21 protein-coding genes are annotated in these 21,404 nt (G+C 71.8%); 13 read left to right on the top strand and 8 right to left on the bottom strand.

Features of this window, described 5'->3' with window-relative positions; genetic code table 11:
* The first annotated feature begins 63 nt into the window (after positions 1 to 63).
* The 3 genes from ACF07S_RS12260 to ACF07S_RS12250 all read left to right on the top strand — a co-directional run bounded on the left by ACF07S_RS12260 (position 64) and on the right by ACF07S_RS12250 (position 2,102).
* The gene (locus ACF07S_RS12260; protein WP_391965049.1) at positions 64 to 924 is read left to right on the top strand and encodes a helix-turn-helix transcriptional regulator; all 861 of its coding nucleotides are present in this window, start codon (positions 64 to 66) and stop codon (positions 922 to 924) included.
* Positions 925 to 1,209: a DUF397 domain-containing protein gene (locus tag ACF07S_RS12255; RefSeq protein ID WP_391965048.1), complete on the top strand. Its 285-nt coding sequence runs from the start codon at positions 925 to 927 to the stop codon at positions 1,207 to 1,209. It begins immediately after the preceding gene.
* Between the two features lie 89 nt (positions 1,210 to 1,298).
* Positions 1,299 to 2,102 carry an SAM-dependent methyltransferase gene (locus tag ACF07S_RS12250; RefSeq protein ID WP_391965047.1) on the top strand — a complete coding sequence of 268 codons (804 nt, stop codon included), beginning with the start codon at positions 1,299 to 1,301 and terminating at the stop codon, positions 2,100 to 2,102.
* A gap of 247 nt (positions 2,103 to 2,349) precedes the next feature.
* On the opposite strand, the gene ACF07S_RS12245 is transcribed toward ACF07S_RS12250, so the two are convergent.
* Positions 2,350 to 3,840: a glutamate synthase subunit beta gene (locus ACF07S_RS12245; protein WP_391974130.1), complete on the bottom strand. Its 1,491-nt coding sequence runs from the start codon at positions 3,838 to 3,840 to the stop codon at positions 2,350 to 2,352.
* Positions 3,841 to 3,986: 146 nt separating this feature from the next.
* Positions 3,987 to 4,469 carry a DUF1772 domain-containing protein gene (locus tag ACF07S_RS12240; protein ID WP_391974129.1) on the bottom strand — a complete coding sequence of 161 codons (483 nt, stop codon included), beginning with the start codon at positions 4,467 to 4,469 and terminating at the stop codon, positions 3,987 to 3,989.
* 223 nt (positions 4,470 to 4,692) lie between these two features.
* Here ACF07S_RS12240 and ACF07S_RS12235 point away from each other — a divergent pair, with 223 nt between their 5' ends.
* Positions 4,693 to 5,325, top strand: a complete 633-nt coding sequence (locus ACF07S_RS12235; protein WP_391965045.1) for a uridine kinase — start codon at positions 4,693 to 4,695, stop codon at positions 5,323 to 5,325.
* Between the two features lie 139 nt (positions 5,326 to 5,464).
* Positions 5,465 to 5,893 (top strand): CBS domain-containing protein, encoded by a 429-nt coding sequence (locus tag ACF07S_RS12230; protein WP_391974128.1) that lies wholly within the window; start codon positions 5,465 to 5,467, stop codon positions 5,891 to 5,893.
* Between the two features lie 28 nt (positions 5,894 to 5,921).
* Here ACF07S_RS12230 and ACF07S_RS12225 read toward each other — a convergent pair whose 3' ends face one another.
* From ACF07S_RS12225 to ACF07S_RS12215, 3 genes are all read right to left on the bottom strand, one after another.
* Complete coding sequence (locus ACF07S_RS12225) at positions 5,922 to 7,049, bottom strand: magnesium and cobalt transport protein CorA (protein WP_391965043.1); 1,128 nt, start codon at positions 7,047 to 7,049, stop codon at positions 5,922 to 5,924.
* A gap of 162 nt (positions 7,050 to 7,211) precedes the next feature.
* Positions 7,212 to 8,144 carry a carbohydrate kinase family protein gene (locus ACF07S_RS12220; protein ID WP_391965335.1) on the bottom strand — a complete coding sequence of 311 codons (933 nt, stop codon included), beginning with the start codon at positions 8,142 to 8,144 and terminating at the stop codon, positions 7,212 to 7,214.
* Positions 8,126 to 9,037, bottom strand: coding sequence for a pseudouridine-5'-phosphate glycosidase (locus ACF07S_RS12215; RefSeq protein WP_391965042.1), 912 nt, complete (start codon positions 9,035 to 9,037; stop codon positions 8,126 to 8,128). Before ACF07S_RS12215 ends, ACF07S_RS12220 begins: the two co-directional genes overlap by 19 nt.
* Before the next feature lie 101 nt (positions 9,038 to 9,138).
* Here ACF07S_RS12215 and ACF07S_RS12210 point away from each other — a divergent pair, with 101 nt between their 5' ends.
* Complete coding sequence (locus tag ACF07S_RS12210) at positions 9,139 to 9,573, top strand: VOC family protein (RefSeq protein ID WP_391974127.1); 435 nt, start codon at positions 9,139 to 9,141, stop codon at positions 9,571 to 9,573.
* A gap of 23 nt (positions 9,574 to 9,596) precedes the next feature.
* On the opposite strand, the gene ACF07S_RS12205 is transcribed toward ACF07S_RS12210, so the two are convergent.
* Complete coding sequence (locus tag ACF07S_RS12205; protein WP_391974126.1) at positions 9,597 to 10,151, bottom strand: methylated-DNA--[protein]-cysteine S-methyltransferase; 555 nt, start codon at positions 10,149 to 10,151, stop codon at positions 9,597 to 9,599.
* Between the two features lie 60 nt (positions 10,152 to 10,211).
* Complete coding sequence (locus ACF07S_RS12200; protein WP_391965039.1) at positions 10,212 to 11,084, bottom strand: glycerophosphodiester phosphodiesterase; 873 nt, start codon at positions 11,082 to 11,084, stop codon at positions 10,212 to 10,214.
* Between the two features lie 283 nt (positions 11,085 to 11,367).
* Between ACF07S_RS12200 and ACF07S_RS12195 the strand changes: the two genes are divergently transcribed.
* The 7 genes from ACF07S_RS12195 (at position 11,368) to aroQ (ending at position 20,698) form a co-directional block, all read left to right on the top strand.
* Positions 11,368 to 12,219, top strand: coding sequence for an MHYT domain-containing protein (locus tag ACF07S_RS12195; RefSeq protein WP_391965038.1), 852 nt, complete (start codon positions 11,368 to 11,370; stop codon positions 12,217 to 12,219).
* A 52-nt stretch (positions 12,220 to 12,271) separates the two neighbouring features.
* On the top strand, positions 12,272 to 14,422 hold the full coding sequence (gene uvrB / locus ACF07S_RS12190) for an excinuclease ABC subunit UvrB (RefSeq protein ID WP_391965037.1): 2,151 nt from the start codon (positions 12,272 to 12,274) through the stop codon (positions 14,420 to 14,422).
* A gap of 135 nt (positions 14,423 to 14,557) precedes the next feature.
* The gene (locus tag ACF07S_RS12185) at positions 14,558 to 15,136 is read left to right on the top strand and encodes a TerD family protein (protein ID WP_391965036.1); all 579 of its coding nucleotides are present in this window, start codon (positions 14,558 to 14,560) and stop codon (positions 15,134 to 15,136) included.
* A gap of 81 nt (positions 15,137 to 15,217) precedes the next feature.
* On the top strand, positions 15,218 to 17,218 hold the full coding sequence (locus tag ACF07S_RS12180; protein ID WP_391974125.1) for a TerD family protein: 2,001 nt from the start codon (positions 15,218 to 15,220) through the stop codon (positions 17,216 to 17,218).
* 288 nt (positions 17,219 to 17,506) lie between these two features.
* Entirely contained in the window at positions 17,507 to 18,508 is a 1,002-nt protein-coding gene (locus tag ACF07S_RS12175) for a TerC/Alx family metal homeostasis membrane protein (protein ID WP_391974124.1), read from the top strand.
* A 285-nt stretch (positions 18,509 to 18,793) separates the two neighbouring features.
* Positions 18,794 to 19,897, top strand: coding sequence for a calcium:proton antiporter (locus tag ACF07S_RS12170; protein WP_391965033.1), 1,104 nt, complete (start codon positions 18,794 to 18,796; stop codon positions 19,895 to 19,897).
* Positions 19,898 to 20,224: 327 nt separating this feature from the next.
* On the top strand, positions 20,225 to 20,698 hold the full coding sequence (gene aroQ, locus ACF07S_RS12165; protein WP_391974123.1) for a type II 3-dehydroquinate dehydratase: 474 nt from the start codon (positions 20,225 to 20,227) through the stop codon (positions 20,696 to 20,698).
* Positions 20,699 to 20,741: 43 nt separating this feature from the next.
* Here the strand turns inward: aroQ and ACF07S_RS12160 are convergent, their stop codons facing one another.
* Positions 20,742 to 21,395, bottom strand: coding sequence for an MBL fold metallo-hydrolase (locus ACF07S_RS12160; protein ID WP_391974122.1), 654 nt, complete (start codon positions 21,393 to 21,395; stop codon positions 20,742 to 20,744).
* Between the last annotated feature and the right edge of the window lie 9 nt (positions 21,396 to 21,404).

Genomic DNA, 21,404 nt, shown 5'->3' with positions numbered 1-21,404 from the left:
ATCCTCGGGCGGATCGTCGAATGGCGCCGCCGGGCTGTCAGGAATCGTTCGAGGAGGTGGAGTGTGAGCGAACCCCGGTCCGCGCCGACGGTCGGACAGGTCGTCCTCGGCAGACGCCTGCTCGACCTGCGGGAACGCGCGGGACTCAAGAGGGAGGAGGCCGCCCGCATTCTCCGGGTGGCCCCCGCCACCGTCCGCCGGATGGAGATGGCCGAGGTCGCGCTCAAGATCCCCTACCTCCAGCTCCTGCTGAAGGCCTACGGCGTCGCCGACGACGAGGCCGAGGCCTTCGTGCAGCTGGCGGAGGACGCCAACCGGCCCGGGTGGTGGCAGCGCTTCCACGACATCCTGCCCGGCTGGTTCTCCATGTACGTCAGCCTCGAGGGCGCGGCCTCCCTCATCCGCAGCTACGAACCCCATTTCGTCCCCGGACTGCTCCAGACCGAGGACTACGCGCGCGGCGTGCTGCGCTCGGGAGCCGTCGGGCAGACCCAGCCCGAGGACATCGAGCGCCATGTCGACCTGCGTATGCAACGGCAGAACCTGCTCACCCGTGAGGACGCGCCGCGGCTGTGGGTCGTGATGGACGAGACCGCGCTCCGCCGCCCGGTCGGCGGCCCGGAGGTGATGCGTGCCCAGATCGACAAGTTGCTCGAGGCCACGAAGCTGTCCAATGTGACGCTGCAGGTCGCGACGTTCGCAGGCGGCCCCCACCCCGGCACGTACGGGCCGTTCGTGCTGTTCCGATTCGCCATGCCCGAACTGCCGGACATGGTCTACAGCGAGTACCTGACCGGCGCCGTCTACCTGGACGCGCGCGCGGAGGTGGCGACCCACCTCGAGGTCATGGACCGCATGGCGGCGCAGGCCGCCACGGCACATCGCACGAAGGAGATCCTCCAGGATCTCCGCAAGGAGCTGTGAATGGAACTGATGAAGCCCCTGAAGACCCTGCCCCAGCCGCGGGTCCGCACCGCGCGGATCTACAACGGCATGCCCGCGCGGGAGCTGGGCGCCGAGGGCTGGCACAAGCCGTGGAGCGGCGGCAACGGGGGGAACTGCCTGGAGGCGATGAAACTCGACGACGGACGGATCGCCGTGCGGCAGTCCACCGACCCGGACGGGCCGGCGCTCATCTACACCTCCGCCGAGATGACGGCCTTCATCGAGGGGGCCAAGGCCGGGGAGGCGGATTTCCTGCTGTCCTGAGGCCTGTTGCCGAATCTACCTTTGTGTTTCCCCTTCTGACTTGGCACTGACTTGACCGCTAACAATTGCAGGAACTTATGGAGTCCGTCATGACCGGGCAGTACCCCATGGAGATCGACACGAGCAGGCCGCACCCCGCGCGGATGTACGACTGGTACCTGGGAGGCAAGGACAACTACCCGGTCGACGAGGCCATGGGCCGGCAGATGCTGGCCCTCGACCCGCGGGTCCCGGTGATGGCACGCGTGAACCGCGCGTTCATGCAGCGGACCACGCGCTGGCTGGCCGGCCAGGGCATACGCCAGTTCCTGGACATCGGCACCGGCATTCCCACCGAACCCAACCTGCACCAGGTGGCCCAGGAGATCACGCCGGGCTCCCGCGTCGTGTACTGCGACAACGACCCCATCGTGCTGGCCCACGCGGCGGCCCTGCTGCGCGGTACGGACGAGGGGGTGACCGAGTACCTCCAGGCCGATGCGCGGGAACCGGACGCCATCCTGGAGGGCGCGCGGAAGATCCTCGACTTCTCCGAGCCGGTCGCGCTGTCGCTCATCGCGCTGCTGCACTTCGTCCCCGACGAGGACGGTGCGCACGAACTGGTCCGGCGGCTGCTGGATGCCCTGCCCTCCGGCAGCCATCTGGTCGTCACCCACGCGACGGCCGACTTCACGCCCGAGGAGTCGGAGGCGGCCACCGAGAAGCTCAAGGCCGCGGGTGTCACCCTGGCGCTGCGCTCCCGCGAGGAGTTCACCCGCTTCTTCGACGGCCTCGACCTGGTCGACCCCGGCGTCCAGGTGCCCCACCTGTGGCACCCGGAGCTGGGGGAGCCCATCCCGGGCCAGGACGACGGGGTGGTCCCGGGGTACGGGGCGGTGGCCCGCAAGCCGTGAACCCGCGGCCCGGCCGGAGGCCGGGGCGGCACCGGGTTCGCACCGGCCTCCGGCCGGCCCGGCGGAACCGCGGGGCACCAGCCCCGCAGTTCCGGCACCACTTCGCCGACGGCGGCCCGCCACCCCACCCGGCGGGCCGCCGTCCGGCATTCCGGACGGCGGCGGAGGCCCCGGGCGGACCCCGTCCCGGCTGCGCCGTCGCCACCCACGCCGGACCTGGACGGGCCAGGAAGGGTGGCGAGGGGCGTCATGCTGTCATCGGCCGGTCGTACGGGCCGATCGGGGACGGGAGGCGGCTCACGCCGTCGGTCAGGTGGCGGTCGACCGCGGCAGCCACCGCGCGGCCCTCGGCGATGGCCCACACGATCAGCGACTGACCCCGGGCGGCGTCCCCGGCCACGAAGACGCCCGGCACGTTCGTGGCGAAGTCCGCGTCCCGTGCGATCGTGCCGCGCGGCTCCAGCGCCAGGCCCAGCCGGGCTATCAGTCCGTCACCCCGGTCGGGCCCCGAGAAGCCGAGCGCGAGCAGCACGAGATCGGCGGGCAGCGTCCGCTCGGTGCCCGGCACGGGACGGCGCCCGGCGTCCACCTCGACCAGGTGCAGAGCGCGCACCTGCCCGCCCGCGTCGCCGGTGAGGCGCAGCGTGGACGCCGCGAACAGCCGCGCGTCCGCGTCCGCCGCCGGAGCCGTCCCCAGATCACGGGCCTCCTCGTGCGCGGCCGACAGCCGGTACAGCTTCGGATACGTCGGCCAGGGCTCGGTGTCCTCGTCGCGCTCGGCGCCCGGCTGCGTGTGGATGTCGAGCTGGGTGACCGACGCCGCGCCCTCGCGCAGGGCCGTGCCCAGACAGTCGGCGCCCGTGTCACCGCCCCCGACGATGACGACATGCCGGCCCGCGGCGGACAACGGCGACGCCTCCAGGTCCCCCTCGCACACCCGGTTGGCCAGCGGCAGGTACTCCATCGTCTGGTGGACGCCGGCGAGTTCGCGTCCCGGCACGGGAGGTTCCCGCCACGCGGTCGCCCCCGTGGCGATCACCACGGCGTCGTAACGGGCCCGCAGCCCGGCCGCGTCGACATCCCGCCCGACCGTCGTGGACGTGCGGAACTTCGTCCCCTCGGCCCGCATCTGCTCCACCCGCCGTTCCAGATGCCGCTTCTCCATCTTGAACGCGGGGATGCCGTACCGCATCAGCCCGCCGATCCGGTCGTCCCGCTCGTACACGGCGACCGTGTGACCGGCCCGGGTCAGCTGCTGGGCGGCCGCCAGCCCGGTGGGACCCGAGCCGATCACCGCCACCGTCCGGCCGGACAGCCGCTCCGGCGGGGCCGGCGGTGCGAAGCCCTCCTCCCAGGCGCGGTCGGCGATGGCGCACTCGACGTTCTTGATGGTGACCGCCGGCTGGTCGATGGCCAGCACACAGCCCGGCTCGCAGGGTGCCGGGCACAACCGGCCGGTGGACTCGGGGAAGTTGTTGGTGGCGTGCAGCCGCTCGGCCGCCGCCCGCCAGTCCTCCCGGGACACCAGGTCGTTCCACTCGGGGATCAGGTTGCCCAGCGGACAGGCCTGGTGGCAGAAGGGGACACCGCAGTCCATGCAGCGGCCGGCCTGCCCGCCGATGACGGGCAGCAGCGCCCCGGGGACGTAGACCTCGTTCCAGTCGCGGACGCGTTCCGTCACGGGCCTGCGGGGCCATTCCTGGCGGGGCGTGGTCAGAAAACCCTTGGGATCGGCCATGGCCGTATTCCTTGCGTGCGCGGGTGACGGGCCGTGCGCCGTCGGGCGGCACTCCTCGGGCCACGATACGTCCGCGCGCCCACGCCCGCGGAGAGTCCGGACAGCGCTTTCTCCGCGGCCTCCGGGGCGGCACGGCGACGGGCCCGTCAGGTGGTGAGGGCGAGCACGTACGCCAGTGCCGCACCGGCCGAGGCGAGCGTGCGGACGTGGTTCCACATCGTCCACTCGCGCACATAGGCCGGCCAGTACGCGGACGCCTGCGGACTGCCCGGTTCGAGTGCGGCCAGCGCGTCGTTGCGCGGTATGTTCGCGACCGCGGTCGGTCCGAACGATCCGACCAGGTACAGGGCGCCGCCCACCAGCAGTTCGGCCGTCCCCTCCTCCGGCCACAGCACGAACGTCACCACCGTGATCACCGCGCACAGCACGGCCGAACCCAGGAACAGCAGCATGAAGGCGGGACGCACGGCCGCCACGTTGACCGCCCGCATCGCGGCCACGCCCTGCGCGGGCGGCAGAGCCGCGAGCCCCTTCATCACAAAGGCCGAGAAGGCGAAGAAAACCCCGGCCGTCAGCCCGGTCCCGAGCACGCCCAGCACCGTCAGCACGAAGTACGGCCCGTCGATCATGTCGTCACCCCCGTCCGCGGGCCGGGATCCTTCCCGGCCGGCATCGTCACCACCAGTACATCCGGCCCGGACCCGCCCGGCCATGGCCGGGCGGCGCGGGCGCATACGCGAGCGTCCAGGGCGGTCCGGGGCGGGGCGGCCCGGACCGGCGCGTCCTCCTCGACGAGGACGCCCTGCCGCTCGTACCGGGCGGCCGGACCGGCCGACGGCGCATCATGGCCCTGTGCGACTCGAAGCGATCACCTGGGACCGGCTCGGCGACCTCCTCGCCGAGCGCCTGCTGGAACTGAAGACGGCCGACGGTGCTCCCTGGCCCCGGGTCGCCCTCGACGGCGCCCCGGCCGCCCGCCCCGGGGACCTCGCCGAACGTGTCGCCGAGGCGCTGCGGATACGTGGCCGCCCGTCCCTGGTCGTGGGCACCGAGGGCTTCCTGCGGCCCGCCTCGGTCCGGCTCGAGTACGGCCACCGGGACGTGGAGTCCTACTACAGCGGCTGGTACGACACCGGAGCCCTCTGGCGTGAGGTGTTCGGCCCCCTCGAACCCGGCGGCAGCGGACGGGTCCTGCCCGACCTGTGGGACCCCGCCACCGATCGGGCCACCCGCAGCCCCTACGCCGAACTCCCGCCCGGCGGTGTGCTCCTGCTGCACGGTCCCCTCCTGTTGCGGCACTGGTTCCCCTTCGACCTCAGCGTCCACGTCCTCCTCTCGGCGGGCGCCCTGCGCCGCCGCACCCCCGAGGCCGAGCACTGGACCCTTCCCGCCTTCGAACGCTACGAGCGGGAGACCGACCCGGCCGGCACCGCCGACGTACTCGTACGGGCCGACGATCCCCGCCATCCGGCGTGGCGCGGCTGAGACCGGACGCGAGGCCGGAGCGCCGGCGCGAGCCGCCCTGCGGGTGCCGTCCGCGGGCGGCACGGAGAGAATGAAAAGCGACGGGACTCGCGGTGCGCCCCCGCGCCGCGCCGGCCCGTCCGGCACCGGGAGGCACCCCATGACCACCGCCGGAGACATCATGCACCGCGGCGCCCAGTGGATCCCCGCTCACGAAACCCTCGACCGCGCCGCCCAGTTGATGCGCGAGCTCAACGTCGGCGCCCTGCCCGTCAGCGACGCCGACGAGCGGCTGTGCGGCATCCTCACCGACCGGGACATCGTCGTCGGCTGTGTCGCCCTGGGCCACGATCCCGCCCGGGTCACCGCCGGCGACATGGCCAAGGGCACCCCGCGCTGGATCGAGGCGGACGCCGACGTCGACGAGGTGCTCCACGAGATGCAGACCCACCGGATCCGCCGGCTGCCCGTCATCGACGGCAAGCGCCTCGTCGGCATGATCAGCGAGTCCGATCTCGCCCGGCACCTGACGGAGGGACAGATCGCCGCCTGGGCCGGGAGCGTCTACGCCAGGACCACCGCGGGCTGACCTCCGGCCGGCCCCGCCGGGCGGGGGCTCAGAGCCAGCGGCTGCGCCGGAACGCCCGGTGGAGCAGCAGGCAGGCCACGGATATCGCCCCGATGACCATGCCGTATCCGTACCGCCAGTGCAGCTCGGGCATGTGGTCGAAGTTCATGCCGTACATCCCGCAGACCATGGTGGGCACCGCCACGATCGCCGCCCACGCGGTGATCTTGCGCATGTCCTCGTTCTGCGCGACCGTGACCCGCGCCAGGTGCGCCTGGAGGATGGAGTTGAGCAGTTCGTCGAAGGCCCCTATCTGTTCCTTCGCCCGCTGCAGATGGTCGGAGACGTCGCGGAAGTACGCCTGTATCTCCGGGGCGACCACGCGGATCGGCCGGGTGGCGAGTTCCTCCAGCGGCCGGCCGAGCGGCACCACCGCCCGCTTCAGTTCGAGCAGTTCCCGCTTGAGCTGGTAGATGCGGCCGGGATCGACCCGCGCGCCGTGCTCCGCGAACACATCCGTCTCGACCCGGTCCATGTCCTCCTGTACGGAGTCGATGACGGTCAGATAGTCGTCGACCACATGGTCCGCGATCGCGTGCAGCACCGCGGACGGGCCCTTGGCGAGCTGCTCGGGATCGGACTCCAGACCCTCGCGCAACGGCCCCAGCGAGCCGTGCCGTCCGTGCCGCACGGTGATCACGAAGTCCTCCCCGACGAACACCATGATCTCCCCGGTGTCCACCACCTCGCTGGTGGCGGTGAGTTCCTCGTGCTCGACGTAGCAGACCGTCTTGAACACGGCGAACAGCGTCTCCCGGTACCGCTCCAGTTTGGGCCGCTGGTGGGCCTCGACGGCGTCCTCGACCGCCAGCGGGTGCAGATCGAACAACTCGGCGATGTCGGCGAACTCCCGGTTGGACGGTTCGTGCAGACCCAGCCAGACGAACCCCTCCCCGCTCTCGCGCACCCGCTTCACGGCGTCCACCACGTCCCCGCGCGCGGCGGTGCGGCGACCTCTCCGGTACGTCACGCAGTTGACCACCGAGGACCCGAGCGGGGACCGCGCCGGGTGACTCAGGTCCACGCGGGGACGCCGCCGGGCCAGCCGGGCCACCCGGCGCAGCCCGCCGACCCCGCCGAGACTCGTGACCTTCCGCAGATTCCCTGCCATGGACATCCGGCTCTCCTTGCGTGTTCCCCCGCGCCGTGCCTGCTTCCCGCGCCTTGGCGCTCAGTCTGCCAGTACCGGACGAGTCGTGAGCGGGCCTGTGGGAATCAGACATTCCGCTTGATTCCCGCCTGTGGACAAAGGGAGTTCAGCCGTCGCGGCACCCGCTCGTCAGGAAGGTGCGGGCGGGCGGCCCCCTATGTGTTCCACCGCCCGTGCTCCCGCCCGGCAGCCCTCCCCCGCCGCCCGCACCGGGCCGGCCCCCGCGAGCAGGGACGCGAGGAAAGCACCGGTGAAGGCATCGCCGGCGCCCGTGGTGTCCCGCGCGGTCGCCGGTACGGCGGGGACACGGGCGTACACCTCGCCGGACCGCGCCAGCAACGCGCCCGCCGCGCCCTGCTTGACCACCACCAGCGGGATGTCCCGGCTCAGCCGTGCCGCGGCCCGAGCGGCATCGGACGACCCCGTGAGCAGGCACGCCTCGTCACGGCTGGGCAGCAGGACGTCCACCCCCTCGACGAGTTCCAGGAACCGGGCGGTGCCCAGCTCCACGAGGAACCCGGCCGACGCCGGATCCAGACTCACCGGCACCCCACGCGCACGGGCCGACTCCAGTGCCACCGCGACGAAGGCCCGGCTCGCCTCGCCGAACAGGAGGTAACCCGACAGGTGCAGCCGCGCCACGCCGTCCAGCAACGCGTCCGACCAGTCACCGGGACCGAGCCGCAGCGACGCGCCGCTGTCGGTGAGGAAGGTCCGTTCCGCCCCCGCGCCCTCGTCGACGAGGCAGATCACCGTCCCCGTCGGAGCCCGTTCGTCCACGACCAGCAGGGGCCGGACCCCGCGGGCGGCCAGCTCCCGCTCGTGCCAGGCCGCCGCGTCCGCACCCACCCGTCCGAGGAGCCGTACCTCGGCACCGCCCCGACGCGCCGCCCAGCAGGCCACATTGGCACCCGCGCCGCCCGGCACCGTACGGATCGCCGCCGCCGTGTCCGTACCCGGGGCGAGCGGCCCCCGGTGCCGGGCGACCACGTCCGTGATCACATCGCCGGCGACCAGCAGCGCCCCGCCCCGCACCACCCCCGTCACTCCCCGGTGGCCCAGGCAGCCGCGACGCGCGCCGCCAGGCGCACGTTGCCCCGGACCGCCGCCAGGTTCGCGGTGAGGGATGCGCCGTCGGTGTGCCGGACCAGGTAATCCAGCAGGAAGGGTGTGACCCCCTGACCGGTGACGCCCTCCGCCTCGCACGCGTGGAGGGCCTCGTCGAGCACCCGCGCGTGCACCTCCGGGTCCAACTGCTCGTCCTCGGGAACCGGATTGGCCACGATCAGCGCCGACTCCGGCCCGCCGAGCGCGTCCTGCGCCCGCATGACGTCCGCCACCTGCCCCGGCGTGTCCAGCCGCCAGTCGACGTGGTGCCCGGAGTCGGACAGATAGAACCCGGGGAAGCGATCCGTGCCGTACCCGGCGACCGCGACCCCCGATGTCTCCAGCCGCTGCAGGGTCGCGGGCACGTCCAGGATCGACTTCACCCCCGCGCACACCACGGTGATCCGGGTGCGCGCCAGCAGACCCACGTCGGCCGACTCGTCCTGGGTCACCGTCCACTCCCGGTGCACCCCACCGAGCCCTCCGGTCGCGAACACGCGCACGCCCGCGAGCGCCGCCAGCAGGGCGGTGGCCGACACCGTGGTCGCCCCGCTCGCCCCGGCGGCCAGCGCGAGCGGCAGATCACGGTGGCCCAGCTTGCGGATGCCGTCCTCGTTGGCGACCCGCTCCAGCTGCCCCTTGTCCAGGCCGACCCGGGGGCGCCCGTCCAGCACGGCGACCGTCGCCGGCACCGCGCCCTCCTGCCGCACGACCGCCTCCAGCTCCAGCGCCACCTGGAGATTGCGCGGCCGGGGCAGCCCATGGGCGATGATCGTGGACTCCAGGGCCACCACCGGCCGACGTGCGGCGATCGCCTCCCGTACCTCTTCGGACACCGTCAGCACCACGCGCCTGCCTCCCGTCAGCCGGTCCTCCCTCATCTCTGGCGGCCCGGGCGCCTCGTCAAACCCCTTGCGCCCCGTCACGGAGGTCACGGAGGCTGGCAGATATGACGGACAACACGACTCGTCTCGACCACGTCGTCCTGTGGGTGCGTGATTCCATCGCAGCCGCCGGCTTCTACGCGGAGGCCGTGGGTCTCGAGCCCGTCAGGCTCACCGAATTCTCCGAGGGGGAGGCGCCCTTCCCCTCGGTGCGCGTCAACGAGGAGACCATCCTCGACCTCATGCCGTCGGCCGTGGCGGAGCGCATGACGATGCTCCCCGGCGCCGCCGAGAGCTCGGGCCATCCCGTCAACCACGTCTGCCTGTCCCTGCCGGCCGACGCCTTCGACGCCCTCCGCAGCCGCCTCGAGGAGCGCTCCGTGCCCGTGACGGACTTCTCGCACGACTCCTTCGGAGCGCGCGGCCCGGCCAGGCGCAGCTTCTACTTCCGCGATCCGGACGGGAACGTCTTCGAGGCGAGGCACTACGACGGACGGTGATGATGTCCGTGGTGCCCGGGCCGTCAGAACAGGGGCTCGGGCAGCACGCCTTCCAGAGCGAGCAGCCGGCGCTTGGTCTCCAGGCCGCCCCCGAACCCGCCGATGCCGCCGCCGCTCTCCACCACCCGGTGACAGGGCACCACCACCGGCAGCGGATTGGCGCCCATCGCCATGCCCACGGCCTGGGCGGCGCCGGGCAGGCCGACCCGCCTCGCCAGATCGCCGTACCCGACGACCGTGCCGAACGGCACGCCGCGGGCCAGTTCCCGCAGGACCTCACGATTGAAGCCCGAGATCAGCGACCAGTCCAGGGGCAGGTCGAAAGCGTGCCGCTCACCCGCGAAGTACGCCTCCACCTGGCGTATCGCCTCGGTCAGCAGCGGGGAGCCGGGCTCCTCGACGGGTTCGTGGCCGAGCCGGGACGCCAGCCGCTCCAGCGCGCCGTCGCGCACCTCGTCCGTGGCGTGGAAGACGACGTTGACCAGACCGTCGCGGGTCGCGGCCAGCAGCAGCGGGCCGATGCCGGTGCGGACGACGGCCCACACGACCCGCTGCTCGTACTGCCCATGGCTGTCCATGCGCCCCACCGTACGGCCCGGCACCGACAACGCCGGGCGCAGGGAGCGGGAGCGGACCCCTCAGCCGCCGACCGCGTCCCGCACCACGTCGGGCGTGTTGGTGATGATGCCGTCCACCCCGAACCCGGCTACCCGCCGGGCGGCGTCCGCGTCGTTCACGGTCCAGGTGAAGACCTCCAGCGGCTTGCGGTGCGGTCCGTCGAGGGCGTGCACGGCGGCGACGTAACCGGCGGAGAGGGAACCGTGCGCGGGATTGACCTGGTCGGCGAAGGCCGCGTACGAGGGCAGGTCCGCCACCGGCGGCGTCCCGAGGAATCCGGTCTTCACCGCGGGCTCGAGGTCGTGGACCGCGCGCACGCTGTCCGCGCCGAAGCTCTGCACGATCAGCCGGTGCTTCACATGCCGGCGGTCGAGCCATCCCCCGTTGCCCAGCACCTTGAGGATCTGCCGCTCCACGCCGGGGTACAGCTGAGGGTGTTTGATCTCCAGCAGCAGCTTCTGGCCGTGCCGCTCGACGCGGCGCACGAACTGCTCCAGCGTGGGCACCCGCGCGCCCGCGTACGCGGGGCCGAACCAACTGCCCGCGTCCAGCCGGGCGATCTCCGCGGCGGTGAAGTCCCGCACCGTCCACGGGGCCCGGCCGGGGAAGACCTCCTCGACGTCGGTGGTGCGCCGCAGGCTGTCGTCGTGGAGGACGACGAGTTCCCCGTCCTTGGTCCGCTGGACGTCGTTCTCCACCCAGTCGATGCCGAGCGCGGCCGCCTTGTCGACGGCGGCCAGCGTGTTCTCGGGGGCGTACGCGGAGGCGCCCCGGTGGGCGACGACCACGGGGCGGGCACCGCTGTCGGCGGCCCTCGCGGGGGAGAGCGGGAACAGGAGGGCGGCGGTCCCCAGGAGCGCGGTGGCCGAGGCGGTGACGGCGCGTGCGTGCATGCGTACTCCTCGCGTCGAACGATCACGGTCGGCTCGACTGTGACAGCGGACGGTCAACGCGAGGCGGGTACGGAATGGCCACGGATTGAACGGCGCTCCCCGTAGTCCGCACACTGGTGCCACACACCTGGGGCAAGGACGTGTTTCTTTGCCGGATGGTCGTTCGAACCATTCCGGCGGAAGTCATACTCTCTGCGTCGACCCCAGCCGCCGTCGCGGCCCCGGGGAGGGGGCCTCACACAGGGAAAACGCGGGACGTACAGGGCGGGAAGGGCAGCCGCGCATGCAGGGCACGATCGAAGGATTCAACTACGGCCTGGTCACACCGCTGGTGGCCTACCTCATGGCCTGTCTCGGCAGTGCCCTGGGCCTGCGCTGCATCACCAGGGCCATGGCGGTGCCCGGGTCCTGGCGCCCCGGCTGGCTCTCCCTGGGCTCCGCGGCCATCGGCTCCGGCATATGGACGATGCACTTCATCGCCATGATGGGCTTCACCATCGAGGGGACGACGATCCACTACGACCGGACGATGACGTACGCGAGTCTCGCCGTCGCCGTCGTCATGGTGGGCACGGGGGTCTTCATCGTCGGCTACCGGGGCGCCTCCGGGACGGCCCTGTTCACCGGGGGCACCGTCACCGGCCTCGGCATCGCCTCGATGCACTACCTCGGCATGGCCGGCATAAGTCTCGACGGGCGGCTGGAGTACAACACCGTCACCGTCGCCGCGTCCGTGGCCATCGCCATGGCGGCCGCCAGCGCCGCGCTGTGGGCGGCCGGACAGGTGAGGGGCTTCCTGCGGAGCGTGGGCGCCAGTCTCGTCATGGGGTTCGCGGTCGCCGGCATGCACTACACCGGCATGGCCGCCCTCGACGTGCACGTCCACGGCACGGCGGACCCCGTCACCGGGGAGTCCGCGGCCGCCCTGCTCGGGCCGATGATGATCGGGCCGCTCGCCTTCCTCGTCCTCGCGGGCATCGTGGTGGTCTTCGATCCGCTGCTGGTGACGGGCGGATCCTCCGCGTCCCCCGCCGAGCACAAGCCCGGGATCCCCGCCCACTCGCCGGTCCGGCGCTCGCGGCTGAGAGCCCGGGGCCCCGTGGAACCCCGCTCCCGGACTCCGCAGCGACGCTGACGGGACCCGCGTACCACCATCGTTGTCAGTGCGGGGTCGTACGGTGGATGGCATGCGGCCCGTTTCCCAGATCGAACGCACGGTGGCGCCCTTCGAGGTCGTCAGCCCGTACCAGCCCAACGGCGACCAGCCGACCGCCATCGCCGACCTCGCCCGGCGCATCGAAGCCGGGGAGAAGGACGTCGTGCTCCTGGGCGCGACCGGCACCGGCAAGTCCGCCACCACCGCGTGGATGATCGAGAAGCTCCAGCGCCCCACCCTGGTCATGGCGCCGAACAAGACCCTGGCCGCCCAGCTGGCCAACGAGTTCCGTGAGCTGCTGCCGAACAACGCGGTCGAGTACTTCGTCTCGTACTACGACTACTACCAGCCCGAGGCGTACGTCCCGCAGTCGGACACCTACATCGAGAAGGACTCCTCGGTCAACGAGGAGGTCGAGCGGCTGCGCCACTCCGCGACCAACTCGCTGCTCACCCGCCGCGACGTCATCGTGGTCGCCTCCGTCTCCTGCATCTACGGCCTGGGCACACCGCAGGAGTACGTGGACCGCATGGTCCCCCTGCGCGTCGGCGACGAGGTCGACCGGGACGAGCTGCTGCGCCGCTTCGTCGACATCCAGTACACGCGCAACGACATGGCCTTCACCCGCGGCACCTTCCGCGTCCGCGGCGACACCATCGAGATCTTTCCGGTCTACGAGGAGCTCGCGGTCCGCATCGAGATGTTCGGCGACGAGATCGAGGCGCTGTCCACGCTCCATCCGCTCACCGGCGAGATCATCAGCGACGACCAGCACCTGTACGTCTTCCCGGCCTCCCACTACGTCGCCGGCCCCGAACGGCTGGAGCGCGCGGTCAACGACATCGAGAAGGAGCTCGGCGAGCGTCTGGCCGAACTGGAGAAGCAGGGCAAACTGCTGGAGGCGCAGCGCCTGCGCATGCGCACCACGTACGACATCGAGATGCTCCGCCAGATCGGCTCCTGCTCCGGCGTGGAGAACTACTCGATGCACTTCGACGACCGCCCGCCGGGCTCGCCGCCCAACACCCTGCTCGACTACTTCCCGGACGACTTCCTCCTGGTCATCGACGAGTCGCATGTCACCGTCCCGCAGATCGGCGCGATGTACGAGGGCGACGCCTCCCGCAAGCGCACCCTCGTCGACCACGGCTTCCGGCTTCCCTCGGCCCTGGACAACCGGCCGCTGAAGTGGGAGGAGTTCCAGGAGCGCGTCGGCCAGACCGTCTATCTGTCGGCCACCCCCGGGCAGTACGAGCTGTCCCGCTCGGACGGCTTCGTCGAGCAGATCATCCGCCCCACCGGCCTCGTCGACCCCGAGGTCGTGGTCAAGCCCACCGAGGGCCAGATCGACGACCTGGTGCACGAGATCCGCACCCGCGTGGAGAAGGACGAACGCGTCCTGGTCACCACGCTCACCAAGAAGATGGCCGAGGACCTCACCGACTACTTCCTGGAACTCGGCATCCAGGTGCGCTACCTGCACAGCGACGTCGACACCCTGCGCCGCGTCGAACTGCTGCGTGAGCTGCGCGCCGGCGAGTACGACGTCCTGGTCGGCATCAACCTCCTGAGGGAGGGCCTCGACCTGCCCGAGGTGTCCCTGGTGGCGATCCTCGACGCCGACAAGGAGGGTTTCCTGCGCTCCGGCACCTCCCTGATCCAGACCATCGGCCGCGCGGCGCGCAACGTCTCCGGCCAGGTCCACATGTACGCCGACAGGATCACCCCGGCGATGGAGAAGGCCATCGACGAGACCAACCGCCGCCGTGAGAAGCAGGTCGCGTACAACCGGGCGAACGGCGTCGACCCGCAGCCACTGCGCAAGAAGATCAACGACATCGTCGCGCAGATCGCCCGCGAGGACATCGACACCGAGCAGCTGCTCGGCTCCGGTTACCGCAAGGCCAAGAAGGACGGCGGTGGCACCAAGGCGCCCGTGCCCTCCCTCGGCACCAAGGCGGCCAAGGGCACCGGGACCACCAAGGCAGCCAGGGGCAGAACCGCCGAGACGGTGCCGACCGACCGTCCCGCCGCCGAACTCGCCGGACAGATCGAGGAACTCACCGCGCGGATGCGGGCCGCCGCGGCGGATCTGCAGTTCGAGATCGCCGCCCGGCTGCGCGACGAGGTGTCCGAGATGAAGAAGGAACTGCGGCAGATGCGTGAGGCCGGCCTGTCCTGACGGCCCGCCCGCGATGTGTTGCAAGAGCGACACAAAGTGCGGACCTGAGTACGTCACTGTCAGTGCCCCTGCGTAGGGTTCTGGGCAACCGCGGATTCGCGGCAACAGGGGACAGTTCGAGAGGGGAATCAGCACGTGACCGTCAACATGACCAAGGGTCAGGCCATCAGTCTGCAGAAGAACGACGGCGGCAGCCTGACCGCGGTGCGCATGGGTCTCGGCTGGCAGGCGGCTCCCCGTCGCGGCCTGTTCGGCACGCGCACCCGGGAGATCGACCTGGACGCCTCGGCCGTCCTGTTCGCCGACAAGCAGCCCGTCGACGTCGTCTTCTTCCGCCACCTGGTGAGCGACGACGGCTCCGTGCGGCACACCGGCGACAACCTCGTCGGCGGTGTCGGGCAGGGCGGCGACGACGAAGCCGTCCTCGTCGACCTCTCGCGCGTCCCGGTCCACATCGACCAGATCGTCTTCACCGTGAACTCCTTCACGGGTCAGACCTTCCAGGAGGTGCAGAACGCGTTCTGCCGCCTCGTCGACGAGACCAACGGCCAGGAACTCGCCCGCTACACGCTGGCCGGCGGCGGCGCCTACACGGCCCAGATCATGGCCAAGGTGCACCGCACGGGCGCCGGCTGGACGATGACGGCCCTGGGCAACCCGGCCAACGGCCGTACCTTCCAGGACCTGATGCCGGCGATCCTGCCGGTCCTCTAGGCACCCGGAGGCGAAGCCGTCCCGGGCGGGTCGGCGCGAGCCGCACGACACCACACGCGCGACATCAGGGGGACGAAGACGATGACGGCCGAGCTGGTGCGGGGGCAGAACCACCCGCTCTCCCCATCCCGTCTGGAGATCCGGATCTCGGCCGGCACGCCGGTCGTGGCCGCGGCCGCACTCGGCGACGAGAACGGCCGGATCCGCGGAGTGGAGTGGGTGGCCCATCCGGGCGCCCCCACCCAGCCCGGTCTGGAGGTGTCGCGGCAGGCGGCCGCCGACCACCGCCTCGCGGTGGACCTGGACGCCATGACGGACGCGGTGCACCGCGTCAGCGTGCTGCTCGCCCTGCCCGCCCCGGACGGCGGCGTGGGTCCCGCCCGGTTCGGCGCCGTGGCGGCGCCCTTCGTCGCCGTCACCGGCCTGGACGGCAGCGAGGTCGCCAGTTACACCATCACGGGGCTGGAGGCCGAGTCGGCCGTCGTCGCGCTGGAGCTCTACCGGCGGCAGGGCGCCTGGAAGGTGCGCGCCATCGGCCAGGGCTACGCGGGCGGACTGGCCGAACTCCTCACCGACCAGAAGCTGCCCGAGGCCGTGCAGCTCGCGGCCCGTATCAACGAGGCGGTCGCGCGGGGCCTGGCCCGCTCCGTGCAGACGCCCCCGGCCCGTCCGGCCGACGGCGACCGCTCCCGCCAGGCGACCGCCCCCGCACTCGGCCCCGGCCAGGAGGGCGGCGCGCCCCAGGGCGCTCCCGCCCCCGTACCGCCGTCGTACGGCGGGCAGCCGGCCGGCGGGCCGGGGCGGAACGGACCACAGCCCGCGTACGGGGGTGCGGACCCGTCCGCGGCCACCGCCGGCGGCCCGGTCGACTACAGCCACCCCGGTCGGCGGACCTCCGCTCCGCCGCCGCCCCCGCCGGCCGCTCCGCAGGCCCCGCCCGGACAGCCCGCGCAGCCCGTCGCGGGGGACGCGACCGGCTGGTCCCTGGAGGAGCGGCTCTACAACCAGGTCTGGGGCATGTTCGAGGACCTGGCCCGCACGGCCGCCGCCTACCGCAGCGCCGTCGACTTCGCCGAGTCACGCATGGACAAGGAGCTCGAGCAGGCCCTGTCCGACCCGCGCAGCCGGATCGGCGGCCAGGGCGACGCCGCCCGCGAGGCCGCCCGGACCCGGCAGACCCAGCTCGTCGACCAGGCGCGGCAGTCCCTCGACCGGGACCTCGCCCAGCTCGTCGCCGAGGCCGAGGTCGTCGAGCCCGCCCTGCCGCTGGCGTTCGCCCGCTGGGACAACCCCGTCTGGCAGGCCTACCGGGTGCCGATGGAGATACCCATGGCACTGCGCCTGGGCGATCTCCGGCTTCCCGAGGCGGAACGGATCCGCATCCCGATGCTGCTCCGGCTGCCGCTGGAGCGCGGTCTGTGGATCGACAGCGGACGGACCGACTCGCTCGACGGCTCGTTCACCGACTCGCACGACATGCGGCGGCTCGCCATGGAGACGGCGGTGGCGCACACGGCCCGGCTGCTCGCGGTCTACCCGGCGGGCGAGTTCACCGTGCACGTCGTCGACCCGGCCGGTTCCGGTGCGCAGGCGCTGGCGCCGCTGACGCGGGCCGGTGTGCTGGCGGCCACGCCCGCCCAGGGCGCCGCGGGCGTGACGGACGTACTGGGCCGGCTCACCCAGCGGGTCGACCTGGTGCAGATGGCGCTGCGCGCGGGCGCGCCGGACGCGCTGCCCCCCGGCTTCGACACCTCCCAGCAACTGCTGGTCGTCAACGACTTCCCGCACGGCTTCGACGACCGGGCCGTGAACCAGCTGCGCTACCTCGCCGACGAGGGCCCGTCCGCCGGCGTCCATCTGATGATGGTCGCCGACCGTGAGGAGTCCGCGGGCTACGGCCCCCTCCTCGACCCGCTCTGGCGCTCGCTGCTACGGCTGACGGCCGTACCGGACGATCACCTGGCCGACCCGTGGGTCGGACACGCCTGGACCTATGAGCCGCCGCTCGTGCCGCCGGGCAGCCAGGTACTCCACCAGGTACTCGCACAGGTGGCGACGGCCCGCCGCACCTGGAACCGGTGACCGTTTCGCACCCTTGACCAAGCGCGTGCAAAGTCCCTCGACCTTGGGTTTTGGACGTTTCTTTACTCGCCTCTTTACCAATCCTTGGTGATTGGGGTACTCTCGACGGCACGGAGGGGAGTACTCCCTGCCTGTGCGGCGACCTCGTCAATACGGATCGGAACGGATCCCGGGGCGTCGGCCCGACAGATCATCCGGACGCGGTCAAGCGCCGGAGACCCGGGTGGAAGAGACCTCCGGCAGCGACGACGCTGACATTTGCCGTGTGACGTACCTGCCGGAGGCGCAGTGGATGTTTCCATGACCCTATGGGTCCTGACGATCGTGGGCCTTGGTGCCCTCATCGCGGTCGATTTCTTCATCGGCCGCAAACCGCATGACGTATCCATCAAGGAAGCCGGGATCTGGACCGTCGTCTGGATCGTCCTGGCCGCGCTCTTCGGGCTCGGCCTGCTGATCTTCGGTGGAGGCCAGCCCGCGGGCGAGTTCTTCGCCGGCTTCATCACCGAGAAGTCGCTGAGCGTCGACAACCTCTTCGTCTTCGTCCTGATCATGGCGAAGTTCGCGGTGCCGTCGCAGTACCAGCAGCGGGTGCTCCTCGTCGGCGTACTCATAGCCCTGGTGCTGCGCGCGATCTTCATCGCCGCCGGCGCCGCGATCCTCGCCAGTTTCTCGTGGGTGTTCTACCTCTTCGGCGCCTTCCTGATCTGGACCGCCTGGAAGCTCATCCAGGAGGCCCGGGCCGACGAGGAGGACGAGGAGTACGAGGAGAACAAGCTGCTCAAGGCCGTCGAGCGCCGCTTCGGCGTGGCCGACCGGTACCACGGCACCAAGCTGTGGATCGAGCAGAACGGCAAGCGGGTCATGACCCCGATGCTCGTCGTCATGCTCGCCATCGGCACCACGGACGTCCTGTTCGCGCTCGACTCGATCCCCGCGATCTTCGGCCTGACACAGGACCCGTACATCGTGTTCACGGCGAACGCGTTCGCGCTGATGGGCCTCAGGCAGCTGTACTTCCTCATCGGCGGCCTGCTGAAGAAGCTGGTCCACCTGTCCTACGGCCTGTCGATCATCCTCGGCTTCATCGGCGTGAAGCTGGTGCTGCACGCACTGCACGAGTCCGGGGTGCACGTCCCCGAGATCAGCATTCCCGTCTCGCTGGGCGTGATCTGCTCGGTCCTGATCATCACCACGATCACCAGCCTCCGGGCCTCCCGCAAGCAGGCGGAGGCCGAGGCGGCCGGGGGCCGGGACGAGACCCCCGCCAAGGACGACATCGACGTCTGATCCGTCGGACACGGAGAACGCCGGCGCCGGGAGAGGAGGTCAGCGCATCGCCGACCACCGCTCCCGGCGCCCGCTTGTCCCCGCCCCCACCGCCCGCCGGCGCCGACCGAACGCGACCCGTACGAGGAGGCCATGCGTGACCATGACGACCCCGGGACGACCAGGACGGACGGGCGGAGGGACACACCGGACGGCGGTGGCGCCCACCACGCCCCTCCCGGGCGGCCGACGGGCACGGGGCTCCGGCGAGGTGCGAGGCCCCTTCACGTCTGCGACGATCGCCCCATGACCGCTCGGCTCAGGTCACTCGCGGCACGGTGGACGGCCCTGGTACCTGCGTTCGCGGTGGTCCTGCTCGTCCTGACCTGGGGACGTGATCTGCCCGGCGGGATCGTCGCGGTGGTGACCGTGGTCCTCGCGGGGGCCGTGCTGGCGGCCGTGCACCACGCCGAGGTGGTCGCCCACCGGGTCGGCGAGCCCTTCGGCTCCCTGGTCCTCGCGGTCGCCGTCACCGTCATCGAGGTGGCGCTGATCGTCACGCTGATGATCGACGGCGGGGACAAGAGCGCGACGCTCGCCAGGGACACCGTGTTCGCGGCCGTGATGATCACCTGCAACGGCATCCTCGGACTGAGTCTGCTGGTCGGCTCCCTGCGCCATGGCACGGCGGTCTTCAATTCGGAGGGCACCGGCGCGGCCCTCGCCACCGTGGCCACGCTGGCGACCCTCAGCCTCGTGCTCCCGACGTTCACCACGAGCAAGCCGGGCCCGGAGTTCTCCACCGTGCAGCTCACGTTCGCGGCGGTCTCCTCACTGATCCTCTACGCCTTGTTCGTGGCGACCCAGACGGTCCGGCATCGCGACTACTTCCTGCCGGTCGTCAAGCAGGGAGAGGCGGCCACCCCGGTGGAGGAGCACGCCCGGGCGCCCTCCACACGTACCGCCCTGATCAGCCTCGGGCTGCTGGGCGTGGCCCTGGTCGGGGTGGTCGGCCTGGCCAAGGGCGTCTCGCCCACCATCGAGTCCGGGGTGGAGGCGGCCGGGCTTCCCCACTCCGCCGTCGGTGTGATCATCGCCCTGCTGGTCCTCCTGCCGGAGACCATCGCCGCGGGGCGCGCCGCCCGCCGCAACCAGGTGCAGACCAGCATGAACCTCGCGCTCGGGTCGGCGATGGCCAGCATCGGCCTGACCATCCCCGCCGTCGCGCTGGCCTCCCTCTGGCTTCCCGGCCCGCTCGTCCTCGGTCTCGGCAACACCCACATGGTGCTGCTCGCCCTGACCGTGGTGGTGAGCGCGCTGACCGTGGTGCCCGGGCGGGCCACACCGTTGCAGGGAGGCGTGCACCTGGTGCTGCTCGCCGCCTATCTGGAGCTGGCGGTCAATCCCTGAAGCGCGAGGCCGCCGGCCCCAGCGGGGGAGGGTGACGCGCCCGGCGAACCCGTCGGCGCGGGCCGCGCCGTCTCCGGGGCTGCGGGGCCGTTCGAAGGGCCAGGTCCTCGGGCGGCCCCGCAGGAGCGCCGGGAAACGGCCGCGGAGCCCGCGCTCGCCCGTGTTCCGCGGAGTGTGGAAGACCTCCTCGGCACTGGCCGCCTCTTCCCCGCGACCTGATCCGAACGGCAGGTCCCACGGCCCGGCGGCCGACCGGCGCACCGTGATAGACCGGGGTCGAGCAGCGGTTCCGGCGAGGACCGCCCACCCTTACGGACCGGAGGAACCGTGCCCCGCAGTCTGGCCAACGCCCCGATCATGATCCTCAACGGGCCCAATCTGAACCTGCTCGGACAACGCCAGCCGGAGATCTACGGCTCCGAGACGCTCGCCGACGTCGAGAGGCTGTGCGCCGAGGCGGCCGCGGCCCACGGCGGCACGGTGGACCTGCGACAGTCCAACCACGAGGGCCGGCTGGTGGACTGGATCCACGAGGCGCGGCTGGACCACTGCGGCATCGTCATCAACCCCGGCGCCTACTCGCACACCTCCGTCGCCATCCTGGACGCACTCAACGCCTGTGACGGCCTGCCCGTGATGGAGGTGCACATCTCCAACATCCATCGCCGCGAGTCCTTCCGGCACCACTCCTACGTCTCGCTGCGCGCCGACGGGGTCGTCGCGGGATGCGGCGTGCAGGGGTACGTGTTCGCGGTGGAGCGGATCGCGGCGCTGGCCGGCCCGGGACTCGCCGAGGCGTGAGCCCCGTTCGCCGGGCGGGCGTTCCCCACCGGCCCGCCGCGGCTCACCAGCCCCGCGCGCGCCACTCCGGCAGGCTCGGGCGCTCCGCGCCCAGGGTGGTGTCGTCACCGTGGCCGGGATAGACCCAGGTCTCGTCGGGGAGCACGCCGAAAATCCTGGTCTCGATCCCCGACATCAGGGACTGGAAGTCCTCGGGGCGTGTCGTCCTCCCGGGGCCGCCCGGGAACAGGCAGTCACCGGTGAACACGTGCGGATGACCGTGCGGGTCGTCGTACACCAGGGCGATGGAGCCGGGCGTGTGCCCGACCAGATGGCGGGCGGTGAGCTCCACCCGCCCCACCCGGACGATGTCGCCGTCGTCGACCAGGACCTCGGTCGGCACCGGGATGCCCTCGGCGTCGTCCCGTCCGGCATGGGTGCGGGCCCCGGTGGCCGCCACGACCTCGGCGAGCGCCTGCCAGTGGTCGCCGTGCCGGTGGGTGGTGACGACGGAGGCGATCCCGTCGTCACCGATCGTGCCCAGCAGGGTCTTCGCGTCGTTGGCCGCGTCGATCAGCAGCTGTTCGTCGGTGGCCCGGCAACGCAGCAGATAGGCGTTGTTGTCCATGGGGCCGACCGCGACCTTGGTGATCATCAGGTCCTTGAGTTCGTGCACGTCGGCTGGGCCGCCGACCGTCACCCGACCGCTGTACGTCATGGCCGTCAG

Source organism: Streptomyces sp. NPDC016640 (genome assembly GCF_043076215.1).
In the GTDB taxonomy this organism is placed as follows: Bacteria; Actinomycetota; Actinomycetes; order Streptomycetales; family Streptomycetaceae; genus Streptomyces.
The sequence above is the reverse complement of the archived record's forward strand: the minus strand, read 5'-3'. Positions and strand labels throughout refer to the sequence as shown.